Origin of the sequence: Larkinella fluvii, from assembly GCF_051857545.1 — a bacterium.
In the GTDB taxonomy this organism is placed as follows: domain Bacteria; phylum Bacteroidota; class Bacteroidia; order Cytophagales; family Spirosomataceae; genus Larkinella.
Map to the genome: position 1 here is coordinate 387,891 of NZ_JBPZHB010000010.1, position 6,852 is coordinate 394,742.

4 protein-coding genes are annotated in these 6,852 nt (G+C 49.8%); all 4 read right to left on the minus strand.

What is annotated here, in order from left to right; genetic code table 11:
* The 4 genes from ACS5NO_RS26915 to ACS5NO_RS26930 all read right to left on the minus strand — a co-directional run bounded on the left by ACS5NO_RS26915 (position 1) and on the right by ACS5NO_RS26930 (position 6,655).
* The gene (locus ACS5NO_RS26915) at positions 1-2,193 is read right to left on the minus strand and encodes a penicillin acylase family protein (RefSeq protein ID WP_439417990.1); all 2,193 of its coding nucleotides are present in this window, start codon (positions 2,191-2,193) and stop codon (positions 1-3) included.
* Between the two features lie 166 nt (positions 2,194-2,359).
* On the minus strand, positions 2,360-2,680 hold the full coding sequence (gene trxA, locus ACS5NO_RS26920; RefSeq protein WP_114406522.1) for a thioredoxin: 321 nt from the start codon (positions 2,678-2,680) through the stop codon (positions 2,360-2,362).
* 74 nt (positions 2,681-2,754) lie between these two features.
* Positions 2,755-6,327 carry a DNA polymerase III subunit alpha gene (dnaE, locus tag ACS5NO_RS26925; protein ID WP_439417991.1) on the minus strand — a complete coding sequence of 1,191 codons (3,573 nt, stop codon included), beginning with the start codon at positions 6,325-6,327 and terminating at the stop codon, positions 2,755-2,757.
* Between the two features lie 16 nt (positions 6,328-6,343).
* The gene (locus ACS5NO_RS26930) at positions 6,344-6,655 is read right to left on the minus strand and encodes a DUF6922 domain-containing protein (RefSeq protein WP_439417992.1); all 312 of its coding nucleotides are present in this window, start codon (positions 6,653-6,655) and stop codon (positions 6,344-6,346) included.
* Positions 6,656-6,852: the final 197 nt, after the last annotated feature.

Genomic DNA, 6,852 nt, shown 5'->3' on the forward strand with positions numbered 1-6,852 from the left:
TTATTTTTCTCCCGGGTGATACGTTTTGCCAACATGCTGCTGAATATCTTCCGGGTAGTACCAGACGTCCTTGAATTTTCCGGCGCTGAATAGCGCGGACTGGTCATTGAAATGCGGAGAAGCCGGGTCGCTGCTGTGGCCGCCGTTGACAACCGTCCGGGCTTTCACGCGATCGCCAAACTCCACGACAGCGACAAAACTATTGCCCACACTGCCGTATCTTTTTTTCGTTCCGGGATACGTCCGTGCCCCAAACGACGCCAGCGAGCCCCAGGTGGCGGAGGTGAAGCCGACCGGAAAACTGGGCTTCTGATCATCGAAGGTTTCTTTGATTTTTCCGGTCAGTCGCTGAAACCGGTTGATGTCGCCCCAGGGAGTTTTCCAGGTGCCAAAGTCCCGGGTGAGTTCCTCCAGGACCTCGGCGAGTGCTTTCACTTTATCCTCCGGGCTTGTGTTTTTCACGACGTAATCCGTAAACGTCAAAAAGTCAAACCGCTGATTTCCTTTGATTTGTGCGCGGGCTAGGCGTTGAATCTTTTCGCCCCAGAAAACCGCCAGCGTGGTGGCCACCGAAGTTGTTCCGTACGTTTTATCCCAGTTGTTTAGCATATCAATGGCTTCGGCCAACGGTTTGGACGGTTCCTCTGACTTGGCAGAAACGTTTTTATACGCTTGCAGCAACGAAGGAATCAGGTCGTCGAAACTGGGAAGATGGGGGTCGTTGGCGGCTGCAATCAGCGTATCCAGCGTAAAAACCGTCTTCTGGCTCAACACCTGAACGGCGTTGACGCCCCGATAATTTTCGGCATCCGGCGCCATGTAGGTCGGATACTGGCTGATGGCCGGGCTGCTCGGTCCCGAAACGGAAAACGGCGTTGAATTGCAATTCTGAATCCAGCCACTGACCGGGTTTTTCACCTGAACAATCTCGGTGATGTCATGTAGCCCTTTCCAGTCCGTTTCCGGATCACTCCCATCGACGGGCTCGTTCCAGTTGAATTTCGGGTTTCGTTTCGGGATAAAATTTCCGTGCCAATACGCAATCGTTCCTTCTCGGTCCGCATAAACCGTGTTGTTGGTCGCATTACCGTTCAGCTTCATGACGTTCTGATAGCTCTTGTAATCTTTGGCCTTCGTCCGCAAATACGATTGCGCCAGTGCATTCAACGGGTCGTTCATCATGCTGATGGTGATCCACTTGTCACCGAGCTGACCCGCCACCGGACCGTGGTGGGTGCGGTAAATCGTAAAGTCTTTGTGCTTGATTTCATTCCCGGATTTGTAGGGCAACGCGATCTTTTCGGTTTTCACCGGACGCCATTCCGTGCCATATTTGTACTGGTAAATGCCGTCTTTCTTTTCAACCGTTTCCAGGTATTCGTCCATCGAATCGGCGTCACCCGACGTGTGCATCCAGCCACAATTCTGGTTAAAGCCCTGGTAAACAAAGAACTGACCCCAGGTTACGGCCCCGTACGCATTCAAGCCTTTTTTACTAACCACATGCACTTCCGACCGAAAATAGAACGAGGTGTGGGGATTAATCAGCAGCATGGCATTCTTCGATGCGGTTTTAGAAGGCGCAATGGCAAAACCGTTCGAGCCGACGGGTTCGCGGTCGGTCTTCTCAAAATCATACGCCCGTGCCGACCATTTCGAGTTGGTATAAAACGCTTTGATCCGCTCCGTAGAAATGACACTCAGGTTCCCGCCGATGCTGCCTTCGCTAAACATCAACGGCATCCAAGGCTGAAACCGGGTCAACAAGCGCGGTTTGACGTTGGGGTGTGTGGCCAAATAATAGTTCGTTCCTTCGGCAAAAGCATCCAGCAGTTTTTTCATCCAGGCCGGTGATTTTTTATAAATCGCAATTGCCTGCGTGGTATCCATAAAAAGCCGGGCACGAAGGTCGTGGTACAGCGCGTCTTCGCCGTCGACCTCGGCCATGCGGCCAATGGCGTCGATGTAATTTTCTTCCACCCGCGCAAAATCGTCTTCGCATTGTGTGTATAACAACCCGAAAACGACGTCGGCATCGGTTTTTCCGTAAATGTGAGGAATATCCCAGGTGTCGCGGGTGATGGTAATGCCTTTGGCCCGCTGCTGCCAGCGTTTGACTTCGTCGGGACGGAAAGCCTGCGTCCAGGCGGGTAATGCACTCAGGAGAAAAAGCAGGAAGAAAAGTGATCGCATCGTACAGGGTGTAAAGGCGGTATTCGTTCCTTCGTAAGATAGGCCAAAACGCGAAACCGGGCAAGCTTTGACAATTAGATTGTGACTCAATCACCCAAAATGCAAACAAAAAAGCCCAACATGGCTGTCGGGCTTTGGCAATCTATGATAAAATAGCACGCAATTCTTACAATTGGGCTACTAATTTCTGTTCCAGAACGGATTTGGCAACGGCACCAATCACCTTGTCCACCATTTTTCCGTTTTTAAATACCATCAAAGTCGGAATGCTTCGGATACCGAATTGGGCCGGAATCTGGGCATTCATGTCCACATCCATTTTCGCCACGATGGCTTTGCCTTCGTATTCACCAGCCAGTTGTTCCACAACGGGTCCGATCATTTTACAGGGGCCACACCATTCAGCCCAAAAATCCACAAGTACCGGTATATCAGAATTGATTACTTCTGCGAAGTTGGCGTCGGTTATTTCAATCGCTTTTGCCATGATTGTATCTCGATTTTTTGTCTACTTTAACTCTTATGTACGTACAATGTTTTGAATTGAAAAAAAGTTCAACACTAATTCAAACGATAGCCGACTCCATCGATCGCGTCCAATTCTTTCAGTAATTCATTTACAGGCGAGATTTTAAACGGCCTCGACAACATGCTGACGTCAACCCGGTCTTCGTCATCCGTCACGCGCAGCACCAGATTGCAGGAACCGGGATACGTCTTCACTAGATCGGCAATTTTGGCAACAAACTCGTTGTTAATCAGCTTCAAATCGAGTTGAACGCAGAGTTCCTTACTGTATTTTGTCCGGACTTCGGTCAGCAACTGAATAAAATTCGGGCGAAATTCGAAGGCGTCGGAGTTCCAGCGGTTTTGCAGTTTTCCTTTCACATGGAGAAACAATCCTTCTTCGATGTAATTGCCCATTCGCACAAAATCCTCCCCGAATAAACTCATTTCGACCGTTCCATTGTAATCTTCCAGTTTGAAAATCACAAACGGGTTTCCGTTTTTCGACTGCCGAAGTTGCTTGGTTGTCACAATACCGCCCACGGTAATTTCCCGTCCCTGATTCGCTTCGTCGAATAGTTTATCGAGCGTGCAGGTACAGAAACTTTCCAGTTCAATCCGAAATTCATCCAGCGGGTGACCGGAGATGTAAAAACCGACCACATCTTTTTCAAATTTCAACCGCTCAATCTCACTCCAGGGCTCCACAACGGGCGGTTTAGGCCGGGCAATGTTGGGTTCTCCGCCAATTCCGCCAAACAACGACTGTTGGGCCGCCGATTTTTCGGCGTGGTAATTATTGGCGTATCGCGTCAGTTTTTCAATATACGTGGCGGTTTCTCCCTCGGCGGGGGTAAAATACTGCGCCCGGTGAAATTCCTCCTGATTATCAAAGGCTCCCGCGTAGGCCAGACTTTCCAGCGTCTTTTTATTGACCGTTCGCAGATTGATCCGAATCACGAAATCGTACACATCTTTAAACGGCCCGCCTTTTTTGCGTTCTTCAATGATGGAATCTACCGCTGCGTCGCCGGTGCCTTTGATGGCCCCCAGCCCAAACCGGATTTCGCCTTTCTGGTTGACCCCGAAAAACCGCTCCGATTCGTTGATGTCCGGCCCCAAAACCGGAATGCCGATGGCTTTACATTCTTCCATGAAGAAGGTAATTTTTTCGATGTTGCCCAGTGAGCTGGTCAAAACCGCAGCCATGTATTCCGACTTGTAATGCGTTTTTAAATACGCGGTTTGGTACGCAACAAAGGCGTAACAGGTCGAGTGGGACTTGTTGAAGGCGTAGGACGCAAAAGCTTCCCAGTCGGTCCAGACCTTCTCGCAGGTCTTGATCGCCAGCTTGTTAGCCGCGCAACCATCCATAAACTTGCCCTTCATTTTATCGAGCGTTGCGCGGTCTTTCTTTCCCATCGCCTTCCGCAACACGTCGGCATCCCCCTTCGTAAAGTTGCCCAGCTTCTGCGACAGCAACATCAATTGCTCCTGATAAACCGTTATGCCATACGTATCCGCCAGATATTCTTCCATTTCGGGCAAGTCGTATTTGACTTCTTCCCGCCCGTGTTTCCGGTTGATAAAGTTCGGAATGTAGGCAATCGGGCCGGGGCGGTAGAGGGCGTTCATGGCGATCAAGTCCTCAAAACGGTCTGGTTTGAGGTCTTTCATGTATTTCTTCATCCCGTCGGATTCGAACTGGAAAATCGCGTTCGTTTCACCGCGCTGGAAGGTTTTGTACGTTTCCTCGTCGTCGAGCGGAATGTCGTCAATGTCGGTTTCGACGCCGTTGACAAACAAACCGCCGTGGTTTTGCTTGATCAGCCGCAGGCTTTCCTTGATGATCGTGAGGTTTCGCAGACCCAGAAAGTCCATCTTGATAACACCCGCATCCTCAATCACTTTCCCTTCATACTGGGTAATGATCAGGTCGGATTCTTTGGACGTCGAAACCGGCACGATATTCGACAAATCCTCCGGCGCAATGATGATCCCGGCGGCATGAATACCGGTATTCCGGATGTTGCCTTCCAGTTTCCGGGCCTGTTTCAGCACTTTTGCCTGCAAGTCATTTCCCGACTCGATCGCCCGCATCTTTTTCACGTTCTCGACTTCTTCCGGCTGAATCATCATGCCCAGCGACTCGATGGAATCCTCAAAAATTTTCTTGAGGGTCATGTTGTACGTTGGCTTGTCGGGCACCAGTTTCGCCAGCGCGTTCGATTCGGGCAGCGGCAGTTCCATCACGCGGGCGACATCTTTGATGGCCGATTTGGCCGCCATCGTACCGTATGTCACGATTTGGGCTACCTGCTGTTTGCCGTATTTTTTGACTACGTAATCGATTACCTTCTGGCGACCTTCGTCGTCAAAGTCAGTATCAATATCGGGCATGGACTTCCGGTCGGGATTCAAAAACCGCTCGAACAGCAGGTTGTATTTGATCGGGTCGATGTTCGTTATTCCGATGCAATAGGCCACCGCCGAACCAGCCGCCGAACCCCGGCCCGGTCCCACCATCACGCCCAGGTCGCGCCCGGCCTGAATGAAGTCCGAAACGATCAGAAAGTAGCCAGCAAAACCCATCTGCCGGATCACCCCCAGCTCAAACCGCAACCGCTCGTCGGCTTCGGGTGTCAAGACCCGATACCGTTGTTTGGCCCCTTCGAAGGTTAAAAATTCGAGATAATCATCCTGACTTGCAAAACCGTCGGGAATCACGAAGTTGGGCAGCAGAATGTCTCGCTTCAGTTTCAGCGTTTCGACCTTGTCGACAATCTCGTTGGTGTTATCGATCGCTTCCGGCAAATCGCGGAACAGCGTCGACATTTCCTGGGTATTTTTGAAGTAAAACTGGTCGCTGAAAAACGCAAACCGGGTTCCTTTTTTAGAACCTTCCTCATCGTTAAACTCCTTTTCGGAAGGTGTGCTCAGTTTTTCGTTCGTGTTGACACACAGCAGAATATCGTGCGCCACCCAGTCTTCCCGGTCCACGTAATGCGAGTCGTTGGAGGCAATGATTTTGACGTTGTATTTCCGGGCAAATTTGACCAGCACTTCGTTGACCTTGATCTGGTCGGGAATCTCGTGGCGTTGCAATTCCACGTAATAATCTTCCCCAAACCGGTCGAGCCACCACTGAAATTCTTTTTCACCCGCTTCTTCACCTTTTTTCAGGATGGTTTTCGGCACCGACGCCCCGATGCAGCAGGTGGACGCAATCAGCCCTTCCTTGTACTGATCGATCAGTTCCTTCGTAATCCGGGGGTACTTCCCGTAGAGTCCTTCCGTATAGCCCAGCGAACAGAGCTTGATCAGGTTTTTATAGCCCTGTGGGTTTTTCGCCAGCAGCAACTGGTGGTAGCGAATGTCCTTCTGTTCTTTGGTAAACTGCTTTTTGGTATGATCTTCAACCACGTAAAACTCACAGCCCACAATCGGCTTGATGCCCTGTTTGGCGGCTTCGGCCACAAACTCAAACACGCCAAACATGTTGCCGTGGTCGGTGATGGCGACGGCTGGCATGTTGTCGGATTTGGCTTTTTTAATTAGTTTCTTGATCTCAGCCTGCCCGTCGAGCAGTGAGTATTGGGTGTGGCAATGGAGGTGTGAGAATTGCATGCTAATGTATTTTACTTTAGTAATTCCAGGGTACCGGACTGGACTGTTGCCGTGTATAACATCGAAATTGCTCGGGCTTCAGATCAAAGATAACGCAACAAAACGAAAGCGTTTTCTTTTTTAAGTAAGCAATTTCGAGCACTTCGGCTTTCACCCGTTCAAAACCGTAGTAGTGGAACAAAGCGGTAATATCTGCCCAGAGGCCATAATTCAATACTTTCTCAATCACAAACCGGGATTTGATTTCGAAGTCAAGGTGCTCAAAATCGACATCCCAGAAAGCGGTTGGCGAGATCGCGGGGCGGTTTTTGAGAGCTTCTGATGGCATTGTTTATTGATTCTTAAATGCTCTTATTTTATAGAAAAAATTAAGATTTTAAATACCCATTCTGTATTCATCGGCAGTACTGTACGAAGGATTGTTTTAACTCCTTCGGGCTTGGTGTGCTAAGTATTTTCTGAGTAGCTCAACACCGTTGGGTAAGTCGAGCACTTCCAGAATGACGTTGGCTTGTAGTTCTTTGA